Origin of the sequence: Sulfitobacter sp. S190, assembly GCF_025141935.1 — a bacterium.
In the GTDB taxonomy this organism is placed as follows: domain Bacteria; phylum Pseudomonadota; class Alphaproteobacteria; order Rhodobacterales; family Rhodobacteraceae; genus Sulfitobacter.
The window spans coordinates 1,286,813-1,306,346 of record NZ_CP081120.1; the positions used below are offsets into that span (position 1 = coordinate 1,286,813).

18 protein-coding genes are annotated in these 19,534 nt (G+C 62.2%); 11 read left to right on the forward strand and 7 right to left on the reverse strand.

Annotation, left to right across the window (positions count from 1 at the left end):
* The first annotated feature begins 2 nt into the window (after positions 1-2).
* Entirely contained in the window at positions 3-833 is an 831-nt protein-coding gene (locus K3756_RS06655) for a LysR family transcriptional regulator (RefSeq protein ID WP_259992116.1), read from the forward strand.
* A gap of 30 nt (positions 834-863) precedes the next feature.
* Here K3756_RS06655 and gatB read toward each other — a convergent pair whose 3' ends face one another.
* Positions 864-2,375 (reverse strand): Asp-tRNA(Asn)/Glu-tRNA(Gln) amidotransferase subunit GatB, encoded by a 1,512-nt coding sequence (gatB, locus tag K3756_RS06660; RefSeq protein WP_259992118.1) that lies wholly within the window; start codon positions 2,373-2,375, stop codon positions 864-866.
* Positions 2,376-2,610: 235 nt separating this feature from the next.
* On the opposite strand from gatB, the gene K3756_RS06665 reads away from it, so the two are divergent.
* Positions 2,611-4,122, forward strand: a complete 1,512-nt coding sequence (locus K3756_RS06665) for an ATP-binding protein (RefSeq protein ID WP_259993504.1) — start codon at positions 2,611-2,613, stop codon at positions 4,120-4,122.
* A gap of 18 nt (positions 4,123-4,140) precedes the next feature.
* On the opposite strand, the gene K3756_RS06670 is transcribed toward K3756_RS06665, so the two are convergent.
* Complete coding sequence (locus K3756_RS06670) at positions 4,141-5,400, reverse strand: hypothetical protein (RefSeq protein ID WP_259992120.1); 1,260 nt, start codon at positions 5,398-5,400, stop codon at positions 4,141-4,143.
* A gap of 196 nt (positions 5,401-5,596) precedes the next feature.
* Here K3756_RS06670 and K3756_RS06675 point away from each other — a divergent pair, with 196 nt between their 5' ends.
* Positions 5,597-6,367 carry a lytic transglycosylase domain-containing protein gene (locus tag K3756_RS06675; protein WP_259992122.1) on the forward strand — a complete coding sequence of 257 codons (771 nt, stop codon included), beginning with the start codon at positions 5,597-5,599 and terminating at the stop codon, positions 6,365-6,367.
* Here K3756_RS06675 and K3756_RS06680 read toward each other — a convergent pair.
* Genes K3756_RS06680 through pepN form a run of 3 tightly spaced genes read right to left on the reverse strand, consistent with a single transcriptional unit; the run spans position 6,364 to position 9,924 of the window.
* Positions 6,364-6,798: a hypothetical protein gene (locus K3756_RS06680; protein ID WP_259992124.1), complete on the reverse strand. Its 435-nt coding sequence runs from the start codon at positions 6,796-6,798 to the stop codon at positions 6,364-6,366. The two genes, K3756_RS06675 and K3756_RS06680, sit on opposite strands and share 4 nt — an antisense overlap.
* On the reverse strand, positions 6,795-7,325 hold the full coding sequence (locus tag K3756_RS06685; protein ID WP_259992126.1) for a hypothetical protein: 531 nt from the start codon (positions 7,323-7,325) through the stop codon (positions 6,795-6,797). The genes K3756_RS06680 and K3756_RS06685 overlap by 4 nt, the downstream gene beginning before the upstream one ends.
* Positions 7,326-7,371: 46 nt before the next feature.
* Positions 7,372-9,924, reverse strand: a complete 2,553-nt coding sequence (gene pepN / locus K3756_RS06690; protein ID WP_259992128.1) for an aminopeptidase N — start codon at positions 9,922-9,924, stop codon at positions 7,372-7,374.
* 123 nt (positions 9,925-10,047) lie between these two features.
* Between pepN and K3756_RS06695 the strand changes: the two genes are divergently transcribed.
* The 5 genes from K3756_RS06695 (at position 10,048) to K3756_RS06715 (ending at position 14,363) form a co-directional block, all read left to right on the forward strand.
* Complete coding sequence (locus K3756_RS06695) at positions 10,048-10,320, forward strand: hypothetical protein (protein WP_259992130.1); 273 nt, start codon at positions 10,048-10,050, stop codon at positions 10,318-10,320.
* Between the two features lie 106 nt (positions 10,321-10,426).
* Positions 10,427-10,585 (forward strand): DUF2256 domain-containing protein, encoded by a 159-nt coding sequence (locus K3756_RS06700; RefSeq protein ID WP_259992132.1) that lies wholly within the window; start codon positions 10,427-10,429, stop codon positions 10,583-10,585.
* A gap of 118 nt (positions 10,586-10,703) precedes the next feature.
* Positions 10,704-12,926 (forward strand): malate synthase G, encoded by a 2,223-nt coding sequence (locus K3756_RS06705; protein WP_259992134.1) that lies wholly within the window; start codon positions 10,704-10,706, stop codon positions 12,924-12,926.
* A 114-nt stretch (positions 12,927-13,040) separates the two neighbouring features.
* Entirely contained in the window at positions 13,041-13,466 is a 426-nt protein-coding gene (locus K3756_RS06710; RefSeq protein ID WP_259992136.1) for a heme-binding protein, read from the forward strand.
* A gap of 117 nt (positions 13,467-13,583) precedes the next feature.
* The gene (locus K3756_RS06715; protein WP_259992138.1) at positions 13,584-14,363 is read left to right on the forward strand and encodes a gamma-glutamyl-gamma-aminobutyrate hydrolase family protein; all 780 of its coding nucleotides are present in this window, start codon (positions 13,584-13,586) and stop codon (positions 14,361-14,363) included.
* Here K3756_RS06715 and K3756_RS06720 read toward each other — a convergent pair whose 3' ends face one another.
* Together K3756_RS06720 and K3756_RS06725 are read right to left on the reverse strand one after the other, a co-directional pair.
* A complete protein-coding gene (locus K3756_RS06720; protein WP_259992139.1) occupies positions 14,364-14,927 on the reverse strand; it encodes an REP-associated tyrosine transposase in 564 nt (187 codons plus the stop codon). It abuts the gene before it with no gap.
* A gap of 62 nt (positions 14,928-14,989) precedes the next feature.
* Complete coding sequence (locus K3756_RS06725; protein ID WP_259992141.1) at positions 14,990-15,742, reverse strand: SDR family NAD(P)-dependent oxidoreductase; 753 nt, start codon at positions 15,740-15,742, stop codon at positions 14,990-14,992.
* A 73-nt stretch (positions 15,743-15,815) separates the two neighbouring features.
* On the opposite strand from K3756_RS06725, the gene K3756_RS06730 reads away from it, so the two are divergent.
* The 3 genes from K3756_RS06730 to K3756_RS06740 all read left to right on the forward strand — a co-directional run bounded on the left by K3756_RS06730 (position 15,816) and on the right by K3756_RS06740 (position 19,527).
* Positions 15,816-16,292 carry an isoprenylcysteine carboxylmethyltransferase family protein gene (locus K3756_RS06730; protein ID WP_259992143.1) on the forward strand — a complete coding sequence of 159 codons (477 nt, stop codon included), beginning with the start codon at positions 15,816-15,818 and terminating at the stop codon, positions 16,290-16,292.
* Positions 16,293-16,412: 120 nt separating this feature from the next.
* Positions 16,413-17,993 carry a Re/Si-specific NAD(P)(+) transhydrogenase subunit alpha gene (locus K3756_RS06735; RefSeq protein ID WP_259992145.1) on the forward strand — a complete coding sequence of 527 codons (1,581 nt, stop codon included), beginning with the start codon at positions 16,413-16,415 and terminating at the stop codon, positions 17,991-17,993.
* Positions 17,994-18,006: 13 nt separating this feature from the next.
* Positions 18,007-19,527, forward strand: coding sequence for an NAD(P)(+) transhydrogenase (Re/Si-specific) subunit beta (locus K3756_RS06740; RefSeq protein WP_259992147.1), 1,521 nt, complete (start codon positions 18,007-18,009; stop codon positions 19,525-19,527).
* Positions 19,528-19,534 lie beyond the last annotated feature (7 nt).

A 19,534-nucleotide genomic window follows, 5' to 3' on the forward strand; every position in this document is an offset into this window, starting at 1 on the left:
TCATGAATGAAAAGGCTGAGCAGCATACGACGCCCGACTGGAGCGATTTGCAGCTTTTCGTGCATGTCGCCCGCGAAGGGGGACTGTCACCTGCCGCGCGCGCCACGGGGCGCAGTGCGGCCACGCTGGGGCGGCGGATGCTGGCGCTCGAGCAGGCGCTGGGGGTGGAGCTGTTTGTGCGGCACGACCGCGGCTATGCCTTGACCGCGCAGGGGCGGGCATTGCGGGCGGAGCTGGACGAGGTCGAGGCGCGACTGACGCGGGTGGCGTCCTTGCGCCCTTCGGCTGGGTTGCCCCTCGTGAAGGTCTCGGCAGGCAGTTGGACAACGCTCGCGCTGATGCCGCATCTGGCGGCGCTGACGGGAACGCCAGCCGACCTGCGGTTGCGGTTCATCGCCGACGAACACATCGCGAATATCCCGCACCGCGAAGTTGCCGTGGGCTTTCGCAACAAACGGCCTAATGAAGAGGGGTTGGCGGGCCGAAGGCTACAGCGGATCGACTTTGCGCCCTATGCGGCGCCGGGCGCGCCGGATCGATGGATCAAGGTCATGGCGGACACGCCTTCGGCGCGCTGGCTGGACCGGGAAATCGGCGACGATGCCATTTGCGAAGTCAGCGCGCCGCGCAACAGCCTCGATCTGGCGCGGGCGGGTATCGGGATTGCGCTGTTGCCACGGTTTATCGGGGATCGGGAAGAAGGGCTGGAGATGCGCGGTGCCCCGATCGACCAGCTGAGCCATGACCAGTGGATCGTGACGCATCAGGACGACCGCCATTTGCCGCACGTGCGGCGGGCCATCGACAGGCTGTGTGCCGTATTGGGCGGGTAGGGCTGCGCGCGCTACCCGCCGACGGTGGAATTATCCCCTGAGTTTCGCGGCGACCAGCTGGTTGACCGCTTTGGGGTTCGCCTTGCCACCCGTGGCTTTCATCACCTGACCCACGAACCAGCCCGCCAGTTTGGGGTTCTCGCGGGCCTTTGCGACCTGATCGGGATTGGCGGCGATGATCTCATCCACCGCAGCTTCGATCGCACCGGTGTCGGTGACCTGTTTCATGCCGCGTTCTTCGACGATGACGGCAGGGTCGCCGCCCTCGGTATAGACGATTTCGAACAGATCCTTGGCGATCTTGCCGGAAATCGCGTCAGAGGCAATCAGGTCAATGACCCCGCCTAACTGGTCCGGGGTCACCGGGCTGTCGGTGATCGATTTCTCGTCTTTCTTCAGCCGGCCGAAGAGTTCGTTGATGACCCAGTTCGCAGCCATCTTGCCATCGCGCCCTTGGGCGACCGCCTCGAAGTATGCCGCCGAATCCAGATCGGCCGTGAGCACGCTGGCGTCATAGTCGGAAAGACCAAAGTCATTGATGAAGCGCGATTTCTTGGCGTCGGGCAATTCGGGCAGGGATGCGGCGATGTCATCGACCCATGACTGTTCGATTTCCAGCGGCAACAGGTCGGGATCGGGGAAATAGCGGTAATCATGCGCTTCTTCCTTAGACCGCATGGAGCGGGTTTCCTGTTTGTCGGGATCGAACAGGCGCGTTTCCTGCACCACTTCGCCGCCCGCCTCGACAATGGCGATCTGGCGTTTGGCCTCGACGTCGATGGCCTGCTGGATAAAGCGCATGGAGTTCATGTTCTTAATCTCGCAGCGGGTGCCGAGATGGCTGAAATCACCCGTTCCCTGGAATTTTTCGTATGCGCCCGGCTGGCAGATGGAGACGTTGACATCCGCCCGCATGGCACCCGACTGCATGTCACCGTTGCAGGTGCCGAGATAGCGCATGATCTGGCGCAGTTTCGCCAGATATGCGGCGGCCTCTTCGGGGCCGCGAATGTCGGGTCGGCTGACGATTTCCATCAGGGCCACGCCCGTGCGGTTGAGGTCGACAAAGGACATATTGGGGTCCATGTCGTGAATGGATTTGCCTGCATCCTGTTCGAGGTGGATGCGTTCGATGCGCACCAGACGGGCCGTGCCGTCACCCATTTCAACCAGCACTTCGCCTTCGCCCACGATGGGGTGGTACAGCTGGCTGATCTGGTAGCCCTGCGGCAGATCGGGGTAGAAATAGTTCTTGCGGTCGAAGGCGGACATCAGGTTGATCTGCGCCTTCAGGCCCAACCCTGTGCGCACGGCCTGTTCGACGCAGTATTCGTTGATGGTGGGCAGCATGCCGGGCATCGCGGCGTCCACGAAGGCCACATTCGCGTTCGGCTCGGCGCCGAACTGGGTGGAGGCCGCAGAGAAAAGTTTGGCGTTCGACTGCACCTGCGCGTGCACTTCCATGCCGATGACCAGCTCCCAGTCCTGCTTGGCCCCAGCGATCGTGCGGATTTTCGGTGTTTCGTATGTCAGATCAAGCATGGGTCACCTTGGCGGATGGTTGTGCGTCAGCGCAGGGTTTAGCGGGGCGCAGGCGGTGCTGCAAGGGCCAGCACGGCAGCGCCGGCCATTCGGTGTGCTGGTTACACTTTGGAAAGAACTGTCGTGTAGGACGGCAGGGCATTTGATGGGGCACAGACCGCGAGGTCGTGCAATTTGACGTGGTGCCGTGTTCGCGCAAACGATGTCGGCTGGTGGAGGCAGCTTTGTGAGACAGATGATTGGCCGGTTCTTGCGCAGGGGTCTCAAGCCGTTCGGCTTTGAACTGATCACCCGCGACGACATGCAAAACCAGCTTCTGGTCGAGCATGAGCTGAAGGCGTTCCATACCCATTCCATCGTCAGCGTCGCCGATCACGAGGGCCGTATTCTCGATGTGAACGATCTGTTTGTCGAAACGCTCGGCTATTGCGCCGAGGAGATGCGCGGGCGCTGTATTTCGGATTTCTATTCCGAAGGCGATGCCGCACTTTTCGGCGAAATTCATGCCACACTGCTGAGCGGGCGATCGTGGCGTGGCCAGCAGCGGTTGAGGTGCAAGGACGGCAATATCATCTGGGTGCATGCAACGCTCTATCCGCTGTTCGACGCCTACGGCAACCACGTCAAAAGCGTGTCTGTCAGGACCGATATCACGGCCACGAAGCAGTCGCAGCACGAGCGCGAAATGCAGCAGGCCATGAACCTGTTTCAGGACGAGCTGTTCATGTTCACCACCGATACTTTGCGTTATACCTACATGAACGAGGCGGCCAAGCGGCGGTGGGGCTGGTCGGATACCGACTACATCGACAAGACGCTGCAATTGTCCAACCCGTCCTTTGACCGCGATACGTTTCTTGCGCGTGCGGCGCCGCTGCTTGCCGGTGAGGTCGAGGAAATATGCTATACTTCCGAGATCTACGATGATCCCTACGAGGTGAAGTTGCAGCTGATGACGACGGCCAGCGGCAAACGCCGCTTTGTGTCGGTCGAGCGCAATATCACCGACCAGCTTGCGCTCGAAAAGGCGAAGAACGAATTCACCGCGACCGTAACGCATGAGTTGCGGTCTCCTCTGACGTCGATCAAGGGCGGCATCGGTCTCGTGCTGTCGGGCGCTGCGGGCGACGTGCCGGACAAGGTCAAGGAATTGCTGGAGATTTCGCATCGCAACGCGGACCGATTGGTCCTGATTGTCAATGACATGCTGGATCTGGAGAAGATCGCGGCCGGCCAGATGAGCTTTCAAATGCAAGACTATGACGCGGCACATCTTTTTTCCGAAGCGGAGCATGCGAATGCCGGATATCTGGAACAGTTCGATGTCACGTTGCAGGTCGATTGTGCGCCGCAAGCGCGTTCGATTACCTGCGATCCCAACCGGATGTTGCAGGTGTTGACGAACCTGTTGACCAATGCCGCCAAGTTTTCAAAGCCAGGCGGGAATATCCGGCTCGCGCTGGAGCAGACGCCGGAAGAGGACGTGGTCATTGTAGAGGACTTTGGTCAGGGCATCCCCGCCGAGGCGCAGGCGTCGATTTTCGAGCGGTTCACGCAAGCCAAGGGCGCACAGACGAAGCGTGTGCGCGGCACGGGTCTGGGGCTGAGCATCGTTAAGGCGATTGTCGAAATGCACGACGGGCGTGTGGATATGTGCAGTATCGAAGGCGAAGGCACGACCTTTCGCATCTATCTGCCCCGCCGCGCGATCGTCGAGGGGCAGGCCCCCCAACAACTGCGCGCCTAGACGGCGAAACGTTGGCGATCAGGCCGCCATCGCGATCGGGCCTTTTTCGGTAAAGACGATCCTTTTGCCGTTCTCGATCTCTGTCTGGAACAACCCCGCGATGATGCGCATGGCGTCTTCCTGACCCGAATTGGCAAAGCGGCTGGGAGAGCTGACCCTGAGATTGTTGGCAAACCCTTCGGCGGCATGGGCCCAGATCATCGGATGCAGTTCTGTCAGGTGCTCGCGGACGATCCAGTTTGCACAGTCCGCAATCTGCACGCGCACGTAATCGGCGGAATCGTTGCCGGAACAGGCGTGCCCCATCGTATTCGCACAGTAGGCAGCCAGCAGATTCGCGGTATGCGGATCGCGCCGCCGCTTGAGAATGTCGTGCAAGCCTTCGACGAAAAAGGGCAGATCAAGACGGGCGCAGGCTTCATCATCGGCGGAAATGGCGTCGAACATGACCCAGGCATATCCCCCCGCGCCCCAGATCGAGCGGGTGCGCACCGCCGTGCGGCGCGCTTCGAGTTCCAGGCCCTGGTAACTGCCGTGCCAGCGCGGCAGCATGTGTGTGCCAAGTGCGCGAAAAGGCCCGGTGTTATGGGGGTTCAGGTCGATCAGCGTCTCGTACCGGTCGGCGATGATGCGCTGGGTTTCGCTGCCGCTGCCCAGCAGCCCGCAAATCGTACCCGCCACCAGCGGCGACGTCGCCGCATGCCGCGTGACGGTGGCGAGAATATCGCGGGCCCGTTCGAAGTGGGCCTCGAACGCCTCGCGATTGCGCCGGGCAATCTCGACATCCCATCCGATGCCGCGCCACGCCCACGCCATATCCATATGGGCCTGCGCCACGATGCAGGAAATGACGTGGTCGGCGGGATGTTCCGCCAGCACATATTCGAGCGCCTCGATGCCCCTCATGAGGGGGGCGTCGTGCTCGGGTTCGCGGTCCAGCAACGCATGTTCCGCTGCCAGCACCACATCCGCACGCGCCCCGAAGGCCATCAATTCGGCCACGGCCATACCACCGGGTGTCATTTCCCGCTCGGCGTCCTTTTCGACAATCAGTTTTGACAGGGCCGTCCAGTTTTCCTGCCGCACCAAGCGCAGCGCGCGGTTCTGGTGGGCATCGCGTGTGCGTTCTTCGGCGGTGGGATCGGGGCAGGGGATCGACAGCATCTGGGGCGCGAGAAATGCGGCTTTGTCACGGATTTCGGACCGGGAAAAGGGGCTGCGCGATGACGCTTCGGGAGATGTCGACCGGGCCTTGAAGAGCGAGAATATGGACGGCATGGAGGCTCCCTTGGGGTGATGGATCACCGGTGACAAAATGAGAATGACATCCCTTTGGGGCGCGATAATGGCACTGCTTTGGTCAACCTGCGATGCTTGCGGGGCGTTTTTTCGTTTTTCCCGCGTGACTTGGCGGCTTTTCGCGGATGGGTTGCACGCTCTTGCGCGGCGTGCTGCGCCACCCCCATAGTGCGGCATGAAGATTCGTATCGTATGTGCAGTTCTGGTGGCATGGCCCTTTGTGGCAAGCGCGCAGCAAACGTCGCCCACGACAGACGTGCCTGTCCGCGCCGATATCGCGGGGCCGGTGACGCCCGCCGATCTGGGCGTTTCCGCCGAAGGTGCGCCAGAGGATGCCGACGGTGTCGCCGTGACCCAGTCGGGTCCGCAGCTGGTCATCACCACCCGTCCGCCCGCGCGCAACGGTGCGGTGCCGCGCACCCGCTGGCAACATATGACGGGCCACGCGGTATGGACCCGCGCCGCTCTCAGTGCGCTCAAGGACCACGGCAAACCACTGGTGGATATGGTCCCGCGCGATATCGAAAGCTGGTGTCCCGCCTACAGCGCCAATAACGATGCCAAGCGGCGGGCGTTCTGGGTGGGGTACATGTCGGCATTGGCCAAGCACGAAAGCACTTACAAACCCTGGGCGGTGGGGGGCGGCGGCAAATGGTACGGTTTGCTGCAGATCCTTCCTGCGACCGCGCGGGGCTATCAATGCAATGTCGGAACGGGCGAGGCGCTCAAGAACGGGGCGGCGAACCTGTCGTGCGGCGTGCGGATCATGGCCCATACGGTGCAGCGCGACGGGGTTATCCACGGGCGCGATTCGAGGTGGCGCGGGGTGTCCGCGGATTGGGGCCCGATGCGCAACCCGCGCAAACGCGCCGATATGGCCAACTGGTTGAAACGGCAGACCTATTGCAAGCGGTTGGACGCGACGCGCCCGCGCCCGCGCCCCTAGCCCATCAGCGAGAAATGATGCCGCTTTAGCGTGAGCCCGGCCAGTGCGGCGGCCTGCTCCAGCTCGCGGGGGGGCGGCGTTGCGGGCTGCGGGACGCGCAGCTTGCGCCCGTTGGGCAAAACAACGCTCAGCCTGATAGACAGGTCCAGCCGCGTGTCGAGCCGGAGGTGATCGATTTGCCGGTTGTCGATATCGGCATCCGATCTGTCGGCCTGCCACACGAGATGGCTGTGCGACAGGCTGAAGCGTGCAACCGGATTGGCCGCGATGTCATAAACCGCGGGGGCGGTAAACGCGGCAATCACACCGATGATCCAGAGCGCCGCGTCCAGAAAATACCACGCCGCCAGCAGCGCGGCCCATATGGCCAGCACGACGGCGATCGTCGTCGGCTGTCTGCCGTGGCTTTGGTAGGTGTAGGGCAGCGTCATGCGGTGCGGAACACGCGTGCCAAGGCGCCGAGCGCGTCGGCCTGTTGCGGGCTTGGCATACCCTTTGCGCGCCCGACGTCGCCCAGTACGTGCATCAAACGGTCAAACCATGGCCCGTGGTCGAGCCGCTTGAGCCGCTTGGTCAGTCGATCGAAAGCCGACGTGGGGCTGTCGCACTGACCGGCGAGCCAGCCGCCGACGGTCGCATGGGCCTGCGCATTTTCGGTGCCGAGCTTGAGGTGCTTGCCGAGGGCAAGGGCCACACGTTCGTGCGTGGCGTTTTCCGTGGTTTGGTCCATCTGCGCAAAAGCAGTGGCCATGGCGGCCACGCAGAGTGCGGTATCGTCGATCGCGTCAACGGGATGTGACGCTGCCTTGGGCCTGTAGCCGATCTGCCGCGCCGCGGCTTGCACCTCCGCTGGGGCATCGAACGCGGCAGTGCCACGGGTCAACGGGCGCCGCTTGGCCAGGGCGACCACCAGATAGGCCGCGGCCGCGGCGACAAGCATGGCCAGAATGAACATCATCGCGTGTCTCCGGAGCGGGTCAGGGGGCTTGCAAACACTGTCGGGATCATGCGGACCGGATGCGGCTGAGCATTTCTGTCGTGTCCGCGCTGAGCCCGTCAACCGCGAGGATACGGTCGAGCTGCGCCATGATGGACGCTTGCCGATCCGCGTCATAGCGCCGCCACGTCTGGAAGGCGGCGCACATGCGGGCGGCCGTCTGCGGATTGACGGGATCAAGCCGGATCAGCCAGTCCGCCAGCAAGCGGTATCCCGCGCCGGAAGCATGGTGAAAACCGGCGTGATGGGCTGTCAGGCTGCCGAAGACCGACCGGAAGCGGTTGGGGTTTTTCCAGTTGAAATCGGGGTGCTCGGTCAACCTGTGTGCAGTATCTGCCGCATCCGCGGGGGCAGCTTCGAGCACCTGAAGGCCGAACCATTTGTCCATGACCAACCGGTCGTCCCGCCACTGCGCCTCGAAGGCGGCGAGGGGAGCATCCCCCGCGCCAGCCCTGATGCAATTGGCCAGCGCGGCGAGTTGTTGGGTCATGTTCGTGGCGTCCCGGAACTGCGCCTGCGCCTGTGTTCCCGCATCACGGCGGGTGATCAACGACAGGATACTGTTGGCAAAACTGCGCGCGCCCGATTGTGCGGCGTCGGGGTGGTAGGGCGCAGTCACCTGATGGTCTGCGTAAAGACCGGACAGCCGATCGCCGAGCGTATCGGCAAGCGCATCCTTCATGCGGTGGACCGCATCGTAGATCGTGGCGGGATCGGGTGTCTCACCCGCGTCGTGCAGGGCGCGCGCCAGATCGGACTGGCTGGGCAGACCCAGCATCAGGGCGCGGTAGGCCGGATCAAGGCTGTCGTCGGTCACAACGCGCGCGATTCCGGCCAGATAGGCGCTGTCGGGCGCGCGGCCTTCGCGGATCATCGCCATGAGTGATGTCCGGGCCAGCTCGCGGCCTGCGTCCCAGCGGTTGAACGGATCGGTATCATGCGCGAGCAGATGGGCGCGATCAGCCGTCGAGATCGGATGATCCAGCACCACGGGCGCGGAAAACCCGCGCAGGATGGACACAACTGGTCGGGCCTCGAGATCGTCGAACGCAAATCTCTGCTCGGCCTCGACCAGTTCCAGCACCTGTGTCGGAAGGATTTCGCGCCCATCGGGGGCGATCAGGCCAACGGCAAGGGGAATGACCTGCGGCGCGGGGGCGGGGGTGGCAGCACTTGGCGCGAGCGTCTGCGTGACATGCAGCGTCAGCGTGCCCTCGTTCCAGCTTTCGCGGACCGCCACGCGCGGTGTGCCCGCTTGCCCGTACCACCGCTTGAATTGCGTCAGATCGCGGCCCGTCGTGTCTTCGAAGACCTGTAGCCAGTCTTCGATGGTGGCCGCGTCCCCATCGTGCCGTTCAAAGTAGAGGTCGAGCGCTTTGTAATAGGCGTCATCGCCCACCAGCGTCTTGAGCATGCCAATGACCTCGGCGCCCTTTTCGTAGACGGTGGCGGTGTAGAAGTTATTGATCTCCTGAAAGCTTTCTGGCCGCACTGGGTGGGCGAGCGGGCCCTGGTCTTCGGGAAACTGGCGCGCGCGCAGATCGATGACGTCGCCGATCCGTTTGACTGGTGCGGACCGCAGATCGGACGTGAACTGGCTGTCGCGGAAGACCGTCAGCCCTTCCTTGAGGCACAGTTGGAACCAGTCGCGGCAGGTGATGCGGTTACCGGTCCAGTTGTGGAAATATTCATGCGCGATGATCGCCTCGATGCGTTCGAAATTCATGTCGGTCGAGGTCTCGGGCGAGGCCAGCACGGCCGACGAGTTGAAGATGTTGAGCCCCTTGTTTTCCATCGCGCCCATGTTGAAGTCGTCTACTGCCACGATGTTGAAGAGATCGAGATCGTATTCGCGCCCGTACACGTGTTCGTCCCACGCCATCGATGCCTTGAGCGCGTCCATCCCGAAGGCGCATTTTCCTTCGTCGCCCGGGCGGACATAGAGGTTGAGCGTGACATCGCGCCCGGACGCGGTTGTGAATTGATCGCTATGCGGCACCAGCTCGCCGGCCACGAGCGCGAACAGATAGGCCGGTTTGGGCCATGGATCGTGCCACTGGACCGATTGACCGGCCTGAGTGACCGGGTTGCCGTTTGACAGGAGCACCGGATGCGGGCCGTTGATGGTGACGGTAAACACCGCCATGACATCGGGGCGGTCGGGGTAATAGGTGATCTTGCGAAACCCCTGCGCCTCGCATTGCGTGCAATACATCCCGTTCGACATATAGAGCCCGTTGAGGGTGGTATTGTTTGCGGGGTCAATTTCAACGTCGGCTTCCCAAACGAATGATCCTTCGGGCACGTCGCACGTCAGCCCGCGATCGGTGAGCGTGGGCGATACGTCCTTCCCGTCAATCCTTGCCGACAAAAGCGTCAGCGCCTCGCCGTCGAGGTAGAAGGGTTGTGCGGGAGCGTCAGGGTTGGGCGCAAAGGCGATGCGACTGCGGACGCGGGTCTTGTTCGGGGCAAGATCAAAGATCAGCTCAACGCTGTCCACCTGCCAACCGAAGGCCGTATAGTCCTTGAGATAAATCGTCTGGGGGGCTGCGTCGCGCATTTTGCTTCCTTGCTATTTGGTCGCATTGCCGTGGCCGTCACGGGAACCAATTTCTGGCTGGCACGTTATGTATGTAACCGGGCAGCCGCAAGCGCTGCCTCTGACCAACAAGGAGACTTCCGCATGTCTGCACCAGACACAAATGTCAGCAAGCAAGAGAAGCAACACAAGCCATCCCTGATCGGGATCAAGGGCGCAATGCTTTGGGGTGCGTTGATGATCGCAGGCCTGCTGGTGTTCAACGCGATGAACGCAGGCGACGGCGAAGCGGTGACGAACACGTCCGCATCGGGTGCGGAGGAGTCCACCGTGCCGGTTGATACCTATGCGCCGGGCACGAATACCTCGGCCACACCCACGGATCCGGCAAGCACTGCCAACCAGACAGATAACTAGGGCAGTTTCCGGGTTGGATACGACCCTCAGACCGACCCGCTGCCCCGAAGGGTGCCCCGCATGAGCAGGGCACCCTTTTTGCGTGGGCGCCTATCCGGAGCATGGAATGGCCAAGCATCGCAAGAAATCCGAATTGCCGACGAAAATATGCGCAACCTGCGGCCGTCCATTTGCGTGGCGCAAGAAATGGGCCACGGTTTGGGACGAGGTCCGCTACTGCTCCGAGCGCTGCAAGCGCGCGCGGAACAGGTCCGATACGGAGTGATGCAGGGATTGGTAAAGTAATTTTACCAAATGCCTTGCGCAACGCGTTGGAGCGCCGTATCGATACACCGAACAAATTTCCTATCGGAAACAGACGCAGATCTTGAAGGGGTACTACGATGACACGCACCGAACGTAATGGATTGCAGGTCGACACGACGCTGGCCGATTTCATCGAGGATCGCGCCTTGGCCGGGCTGGATGTGGCGGCCGATCAGTTCTGGTCCGGTTTTTCGTCGCTTGTCCACGAAATGGGCCCGAGGAACCGTGCGCTTTTGCAAAAGCGCGCCGATATTCAGCAGAAAATTGACGCGTGGCACGCCGACCATGCAGGCCAGCCGCATGACGCGGACGCCTATACCGCCTTTCTGCGTGAAATCGGCTATCTGGTCGACGAAGGCGCGGATTTCAGCATCGAGACCGAGAATGTCGATCCAGAGATCGCGTCGACCCCCGGGCCGCAGTTGGTGGTACCGATCACCAATGCCCGATTTGCGCTCAATGCCGCGAACGCGCGGTGGGGATCGCTGTATGATGCGTATTACGGCACCGATGCGCTGGGTGATTTGCCCGCAGGCAAAGGATATGACGCGGAGCGCGGCAAACGCGTCGTGGCGCGGGCGAAGGCGTTTCTGGATGACGCGGTGCCGCTCGTGTCGGGCAGCCATACGCAGCTTGTCGGTTACCGGATCGAAAACGGCGCGCTGCAAGGCGTGATGCTGAACGGCTCCGACTGGCGAGGGGCAGGCTCCACCGCCGTTCAGGAGGCCGGGCGCGACAGCGCGCCACCGGTTCACAATGGCATTCCGCTCGCGGACCCCGCACAATTTGCGGGCTATACAGGCGACGCAGAAGCGCCCTCTGCGGTGCTGCTGCGCAACAACGGCCTGCATGTTGAAATCCGCATTGATCCGGAGCACGAAATCGGGAAATCCGACCCCGCGCACGTGAGTGACGTTGTTCTGGAAGCCGCGATATCGACGATCATGGACTGCGAGGACAGTGTTGCGGCCGTGGATGCCGAGGACAAGGTCGTGGCCTATGCCAACTGGCTGGGGCTGATGCGGGGCGATTTGCAGGAAACTTTCGAAAAGGGTGGCAAGCAGGTCACACGCAAGATGAACCCCGATTGCAGCTATACCGCGCCCGATCGCGGCACGCTGACGCTCAAGGGCCGGTCGCTCATGCTGGTGCGGAATGTCGGACACCTGATGACCAACCCCGCGATCCTTGACCGCGACGGTGCCGAGGTCGGCGAAGGGCTGATGGATGCGATGATCACCACGTTGATCGCCATGCATGATCTTGGCCGCGCGGGCGGCAATTCGCAGACCGGTTCGGTTTATGTGGTGAAGCCAAAGATGCACGGCCCCGAAGAGGTTGCATTTACAGACGAGATTTTCGGCCACGTCGAGGCGGCGCTGGGCCTGCCGGCGAATACCGTCAAGCTGGGCATCATGGATGAGGAACGGCGCACGAGCGTGAACCTGAAGGAATGTATCCGCGCGGCCAAGTCGCGTGTGGCGTTTATCAACACCGGGTTCCTTGATCGTACCGGCGACGAGATCCACACCTCGATGCAGGCCGGACCGATGGTGCCGAAGGGGGACATGAAGAGTGCCGCGTGGATTTCGGCCTATGAGGATCGCAACGTCGATATCGGTCTGGCGTGCGGTCTGAAGGGGCGTGCGCAGATCGGCAAGGGCATGTGGGCGATGCCGGACCGCATGGAAGAGATGCTGGAGGTCAAGATCGGCCATCCCAAGGCGGGGGCGACCTGTGCCTGGGTCCCGTCGCCAACCGCGGCCACATTGCACGCGATGCATTACCACAGCGTCGACGTCATGGCGCGGCAGGACGAGATTGCGGCGGGTGGTGCGCGCGGCACGCTTGAGGATCTGCTGACCATCCCGGTGCTGGGCGGTCGCAACCTGAGTGACGCCGAGATAACCCGCGAAATCGAAAACAACGCGCAAGGCATTCTGGGATATGTGGTGCGTTGGGTCGATCAGGGGGTCGGATGTTCAAAAGTACCGGACATCAATGACGTGGGCCTGATGGAGGACCGAGCCACCTGCCGGATCTCGGCGCAGGCGCTCGCAAACTGGCTGCATCACGGCGTCGTCTCGCGCGATCAGGTGATGGACGGCATGAAGAAGATGGCCGAGGTCGTCGACCGTCAGAACGCGGGCGATCCGGCCTATGTTGCGATGGCCCCGTCCTTTGACGGCATCGCGTTCAAGGCCGCTTGCGATCTGGTGTTCGAAGGTGCAGCCCAGCCGTCGGGATATACAGAGCCCGTGTTGCATGCACGCCGGTTGGAATTGAAAGCCGCAAGTTAGGGTGCGTACCCCGGATGCCGGGGCTGAGGGGCCAGCCCCTCAGGCTCCCCGGAGTATTTTTAGCCAAGAAAGATAGAGAACGCCCGCAAGGCGGGACGCAAGAAGGATGAACAGATGAACGTATCCCTGAGAAAAGCGCGGACCGTGATCCGCAAGACCCTTGAGAAGGGGCGCGAGATGGAACTCAAGCCCATGTCGGTGGTCGTGCTGGATGCCGGAGGTCATGTGATTGCCTTTGAGCGCGAGGATGGCGCGGCACCGGGCCGTTTTGCGATTGCGCATGGCAAGGCATATGGAGCGGTGATGCTGGGTATGGCGGGCACAGCGCAGATGGCGCGCGCCGAGCAGCAGGCGTATTTCATGGCGGCCGTGAACGGGGTTTACGGGGGCCAGGTTGTCCCGGTGCCCGGCGGTGTTTTGCTGCGCAGTGCCAAGGGGGAAGTTGTCGGGGCCGTGGGGGTGACCGGTGATACTTCCGACAATGATGCGACCGCCGCGATGGCGGGCATCGAGGCGGCCAAGCTGATCGGTGAGATTTGACGCCTGTTGATGCGGCACTTTGTCGTGCATCCGGAAGGTGGGATGCGAAGGGGAGTTGAGGCTCCCCTTTTTCTTGGGCTAGAGTGTTTTGAACGGTTCTAAGGTAAGAGGTCTTTCATGTCCCGCCCGGTCATCGGCATCATCGGCAACAGCTATTTGTTGAACGACCAGTATCCCGTTCATGCAGGGGGTACGATGAACAGCCAGGCAATTGCCGATGTGGCGGGGTGTCTGCCCTTGATCGTGCCTTCGGATCCCGGTCTGGCGGGTGTCGAGGAGTTGATGCAGGTGTGCGACGGTTTTTTGCTCACCGGCGGGCGCCCCAACGTGCACCCTGAGGAATACGGAGAGCAGGAAACCGAGGCGCACGGCGAGTTCGATCGTGCCCGAGACGCGATTGCGCTGGGTATCGTGCGGGCCTGTGTCGAGCGGGGACAGCCGTTTTTGGGCATTTGCCGCGGGTTTCAGGAGGTCAACGTGGCGATGGGCGGGTCCCTTTACCCTGAAATTCGCGATCTGCCGGGGCGGATGAACCACCGCATGCCCCCCGACGGGACGCTGGAGGAGAAATTCGAGCTGCGCCACGATGTGACGTTTTCCGAAGGCGGCATTTTCCACGGCGTCATGGGGGCGCCCAAGGTGCGCACGAATACATTGCACGGGCAGGGGATCAAGGAACCCGGCGCGCGGATCGTGATTGACGGGCATGCGGAGGACGGGACGCCGGAGGCCATCTATGTCGAGGGAGCGCCGGGGTTCACCTTGGCCGTTCAGTGGCATCCCGAATACGAGGCTGCCATCGACCCGGTATCGCGCCCGTTGTTCGAGGCCTTTGGCGCGGCGGCGCGGGACTGGGCCCAGGGCGTGCGCGCCGCGCCGCTGTCAAAAGCGGTCTGATCAGTGCGATAAACCCGCGGCCCCGAACAGCTGTGACGCTTTCGGGAGGCGGTGGGCCATAGGATGGTCGTGATCCGGTGTGATCGCGGCGCGCCCCAGCCGCAGGTCGCGGTGTATCGAGCTGTGGGGCCAATCGCGGGGCACGGCACACAGGCCAGCCTGCACCGGACTGGCGTAGATCATCTGCCGGTGGGCCCGCACGTCAGCCGCATCGCGCAGTCGGTGGGACCAATACCCGCGCTGCCAGATCCCCTTGTCCCCCCGCCGCAGCTGCGTTTCGCTGCGCCCTTCGGGTGCGGGCAAGGCACGCGAGAATAGCCCCTTGATCATGCGCCACCTTATACCGAAATCCGTATCCTCCGGCGGCAGGGTCCAGATCGTATGAATTGTATCGGGCAGTACGGCGATCGCATCGATCCGGAACGGATGCCTGCCCTGCGCAAGGCGCGTGGCGCGGCGCAGATGCGCGACATGATCGGTCAGGGATGTGCCACCGCGCAGCGCGAGCCGCACGGTAAAGAAGTGTTGTGGTCCCGGAGGAAGGGTGCGGATCGTAAATGTCATGCCCCCACCATGACCACCATGGGGTTAAAGCGTGGTTAACCGTGATTGGGCTGGCCCAGACGCTACATCTGGCCGCCCGCGATCGGGAGGCTCTGGCCGTTGATGCTGCCCGATGCAGGGCCCACGAGAAATGCCGCCGCGGCGGTGACTTCATCGACGGTGACCAGCCGTTTGTGCCGGTTCGCTTCGACCATCATCTTGCGGGCCTGATCCTGCGGGATGCCCGCACGTTCGGAAATGGAGGCGGTATTTCGGGTGATAATTTCGGTATCGACATAACCGGGGCAGAGCGCATTGAAGGTATAGGGCTTGCCGAGATATTCCTCGCTCAGGGCGCGGATCAGGCCAATCATGCCATGTTTGGAAGCGGTATAGCACGCCGCCCCCGGCAGCCCGCGCAGACCGGCCATCGAGCTTACCGCGACCACACGCCCCCAATCCGTCTCGCGCATGGATTTCAGGCTTTCGCGGATCGTCAGGAACGCCCCGTCCAGATTGGTCGCCATCATATCGCGCCAGAACGCCATGTCCGTCTTGTGCGCAGCTTTGCCCGTGGCGATGCCGGCATTCGGTACGCAAATTTGGATCGGCCCGCGCGAGGCGACTGCGGCGGCGATGGTGTCGACCACCTCGTCCTCGTTTCGCACGTCCATTGCAACGCCGTGCAGCGTGTCGCCTGCCACATCGTCAAGAACCGATTGCCGCCGCCCGGTGATTGTCACCTGCGCGCCTTGCTCTGCCAGCATTCTGGCAATGCCCAGACCGATACCGGTGCCGCCGCCGGTGACCAACGCGTGTTTTCCTGCCAGTGTCATCTTGTTCTCCTTGGGTGTTTGCGACAGCTTATCGGGCGGGGGCGGGCGCACAAGTTCAATAAGGAAGGTGCTGATGGGTCTTTTGAAAGCGAACGGCATGACGCTGCAGAAGATGTTCGATCTGCCGCCTGTCTGGCTTGCGGGCGCGCTGGTGCTGGTGTGGGCCGTGGCACGGGTCACGTCGCCGGACAGTCCGCATCCGGCAGCCATGCTGGTTGGGGCCGTACTGGTGGGCGCAGGCGTTGCGTTGATGGTTGCGGCCATCGCGGCATTTCGAAGGCACGATACGACCGTGGTGCCGCACCAGACGCCGGACGCGTTGATCACCGACGGCATTTTTGCGTGGACGCGCAATCCGATCTATCTGGGTGATGTGCTGGTGCTGGCCGGAGCGGTCTGCGGGTGGGCAGCATGGGCCGCGGTGCCGGTGATTCCCGCTTTCATCTGGATTGTTCAAAGACGCTTTATTGCGCCCGAAGAAGCGCGCATGAAACAAAGTTTCGGGGCCGCATTCGCGGCATACGTCGAAAAAACCGGCAGATGGGTCTGAAATTCGGGCAGGACGCCACGTTTCTAGCGCTACCACTGCTTGTTTGTCAGGTTTTGCCGCGCTAGGTCAATTGGGACGACAAGCCAGTTTCGGCACCAAGTGAATTTTGGGAGATTTTGAGTGAAGATCGGGACACCTAAAGAGGTATTCGAAGGCGAGGCCCGCGTGGCGATGACGCCCGACAGTGCCCTTCAGCTGCAAAAGCTGGGACACGAATGTGTCATTGAGACGGGCGCGGGTGCGTTGTCCGGGTTTGATGATCAGGCCTACAAGGATGCAGGCGTTGAAGTGGTCAAAACGGCCGCTGCCCTTTGGAAAGCTGCAGATGTAGTGGCCAAGGTGCGGGCCCCGAACGACGCCGAGATGAAGCGCCTGCGCGCAGGCCAGACGCTGATTTCGTTCTTCAGCCCCGTCGCGGACGAAGCAAAGATGCAGGCGGCCGCCAAGAAGGGCGCAACCGTGGTCGCGATGGAAATGATCCCGCGCATCAGCCGGGCGCAGAAGATGGATGCGCTGTCGTCGATGGCCAACATCGCCGGTTACCGCGCCGTGATCGAGGCAGGCAACAATTTCGGTCGCTTTTTCACCGGCCAGATCACCGCTGCGGGCAAGGTACCACCGGCCAAGGTTCTGGTTGTCGGTGCCGGTGTCGCCGGGCTTGCCGCGATCGGCACATCGACCAGCCTTGGCGCGATCACGCTGGCCTTTGACGTGCGGCCCGAAGTGGCCGAACAGGTCGAATCGATGGGCGCGGAGTTTGTCTATCTCGATTTCGAGGAAGAGCAGCAGGATGGCTCCTCCTCGGGGGGGTATGCCTCCGTATCGAGCCCCGAGTTCCGCGAAGCGCAGCTTGCCAAATTCCGCGAGCTGGCGCCCGATGTCGATATCGTTATCACGACAGCGTTGATCCCGAACCGCGAAGCGCCCGAGCTTTGGACGGAAGACATGGTCGCCGCCATGAAGCCCGGATCGGTGATTGTCGATCTGGCGGCTGAAAAGGGTGGGAACTGCAAGCTGACCGTGATGGACGAGAAGATCGTCACCGACAACGGTGTCACCATCATCGGCTACACGGACTTTCCCAGCCGTATGGGCACGCAGGCCTCGAGCCTCTATGCCACGAACATCCGCCATCTGATGACCGATCTTACGCCGGAGAAAGACGGCGTCATCGTGCATGACATGGAAGATGACGTCATTCGCGGGGCGACCATCGCCCATGACAAGGAAGTGACCTTCCCGCCGCCACCGCCCAAGGTCGCCGCGATTGCGGCAGCGCCCAAAAAGGAAGCGGTCAAGGAACCTACTCCGGAAGAAAAGCGTGCCGCGGAAGTGGCGGCTTTCAAGGCGCAGACCAAAAGTCAGGTTACCATGCTGGGCGCGGGTGCCGCGCTGGTGCTGGGTGTGGGTCTGATCCCCGGAATGCCCGCAAGCTTCATGCAGCACTTTATCGTTTTTGTGCTCAGCGTCTTCATCGGTTTCCAGGTGATCTGGAACGTGGCCCATTCGCTGCACACGCCGCTGATGGCCGTGACCAATGCGATTTCGTCGATCATCATTCTGGGGGCGCTCATCCAGGTCGGTTCGACCAGTTGGCTGATCACGCTTTTGGCCGGTTTGGGCATCTTCATGGCGGCCGTAAACATTTTCGGCGGCTTCCTCGTCACCCGGCGCATGCTCGCCATGTTCCAGAAATCCTGAGGGGCCTCGTCTGATGGAAAACGCATTTACAATTGCGGCCTACGTTGTTGCCGCCATTCTTTTCATCCTGTCGCTGGGTGGCCTGTCGGGTCAGGAAAGCGCCAAGCGGGCTGTTTGGTACGGCATCGTCGGCATGGCGATTGCCGTGCTGGCGACATTGGTGGGCCCCGGATCGGGCCTGTGGCTGGCGTCTTTGGTGCTGATCGCGGGTGGTGCTGCGGTGGGCTACCAACTGGCCACCAAGGTCGAGATGACCCAGATGCCGGAGCTGGTCGCGATCATGCACAGCCTCGTCGGCCTTGCTGCGGTGTTCGTGGGCTTCAACGCGGACCTGATGATCAACTACATCGGCGATCTATACGCGACGCAGGGGCTCGTTTTGGGGGCGGTTGCGGACGACGGTGTCACAGCCGTGGGCCTGCCCAAAGAGGCCTATGAAGGGCTGTCGTCCTTCGGTCAGCTGATTGCCAAGAAATCGGGCGTCGAGATCGGTATCCTCCGGGTCGAGCTGGTTCTGGGCATCTGGATCGGTGCCGTGACCTTCACAGGGTCTGTCATCGCCTACGCAAAACTGGCTGGCAATTCATCCAAGCTGCCGTTCGAGATCGATACCGGTGCCAAGCAACTGCCCGGCGGGCACATGCTGAACGCCGGTGCGGCGGCCGCCTCGGCGGTGCTGGCGGTGATGTATATGTCGGGCGCGGGGTCTTGGACGCTGGTGTTGCTGACGCTGCTGGCGCTGTTCATCGGCTACCACCTGATCATGGGCATCGGCGGCGCGGACATGCCGGTCGTTGTGTCGATGCTCAACAGCTATTCGGGTTGGGCAGCCGCCGCGATCGGCTTCAGCCTTGGCAACGATCTGCTGATCGTCGTGGGCGCGCTGGTCGGCTCCTCGGGGGCGATCCTCAGCTACATCATGTGCAAAGCGATGAACCGTTCGTTTGTGTCGGTCATTCTGGGCGGCTGGGGCGGTGCGGCCAAAGGCGAGCAGATGGCCGTCGAGGGCGAACAGGTCGCCATCGAAGCTGACGGTGTGGCACAGGCGCTCAACGACGCGGACAGTGTCATCATCATCCCCGGCTACGGCATGGCGGTTGCACAGGCGCAGGGCGCGGTCAGCGAACTGGTCAAGAAGCTGCGCGCCAAGGGCAAGAATGTGCGGTTCGCCATTCACCCTGTCGCGGGGCGCTTGCCGGGGCACATGAACGTGCTGCTGGCGGAGGCCAAAGTGCCCTATGACATCGTGATGGAGATGGACGAGATCAACGATGATTTCCCCGATACGGACGTCGCCATCGTGATCGGCTCCAACGACATCGTGAACCCCGCAGCGCAGGAAGACCCCAACAGCCCCATCGCCGGCATGCCGGTGCTCGAGTGCTGGAAGGCAAAGACCGTCTTTGTGTCCAAACGGGGTCAGGGCACCGGCTATTCCGGTATCGAAAACCCGCTGTTCTTCAAGGACAACACGCGGATGTTCTACGGGGATGCGAAGGCGTCGCTGGACAAGCTGCTGCCGCTGATCGACTGATCATCGG